This window comes from Lactobacillus rodentium, assembly GCF_003423665.1.
GTDB classification, from domain to species: Bacteria; Bacillota; Bacilli; order Lactobacillales; family Lactobacillaceae; genus Lactobacillus; species Lactobacillus rodentium.
Genome location: NZ_BFBY01000027.1, coordinates 1 through 784, shown reverse-complemented (window position 1 = coordinate 784; position 784 = coordinate 1). Strand labels below are relative to the sequence as shown.

1 protein-coding gene is annotated in these 784 nt (G+C 31.8%); it reads right to left on the bottom strand.

Translation table 11 applies throughout. The annotated features are described in order from the left end of the window. A partial coding sequence (locus LrDSM24759_RS07590) for an IS3 family transposase (protein ID WP_133297802.1) occupies window positions 1–784 on the bottom strand: 784 nt, incomplete at both ends.

Below are 784 nucleotides of genomic sequence, written 5' to 3'. Positions count from 1 at the left end.
AATTCGGTTATATCAGAGTACCACTTTCTATCTGGCAAAATAGCTAGAAAATTGCGACAAATCAAATTAGGTTTGATTTTACCTACAGTTCCTTGGTAACTTGAATATTTTCGCTTACGTCTAATGGCGATACCAAATAATCCCATCTTATTCATTAAACGTTTAACTTTCTTATGATTAACTTTAATTGCCTCAATGTGTAATTGGGCTGTAATTCTCCTGTAGCCGTATCTATGCTTGTGTTCTTCAAATATTTCTTTGATACGTTTCATGATCTCTTGATTTTTTAAATCTTTATCATCATGTTTTAAAACATAGTAGTAATTGCTTTTAGATAAATGAGGTAAATCAGGATTAGAATTAATTGTATTTAAGATAAAAGTTATGGTTACATGAAGTTCATGCCTTAGTTCAGTAACCACCTGGGCTATTTCTTTGGCTTTTGGTTTTTTCTTTGAGAAACTAAGGCACTCAATTTTTTTACAAATTCGTTTTCGACAGTAAGCTTTAAGTTCTCTTGCTTCAGGTCCTTTAGTTGTTTTTGAAGTTCTTTGATTTGTTGGTCTTTGCTTTTCATGAGATGGTCTGCCTTTCTTGTGATTAATGACATTATACCCATCTTCTTTGTATTTGCGAATCCAATTATGGATTAGACCACTATTAGGTAAAGCTAGATCTAGAGAAACATGGTCAGCTAGCTCTTTATTGATAAGCACTCTTTTAATGGCAGCTTCTTTAAAATAAATAGGATAAGTAGTATGTGAACGATTTAAAATGTTAAGTC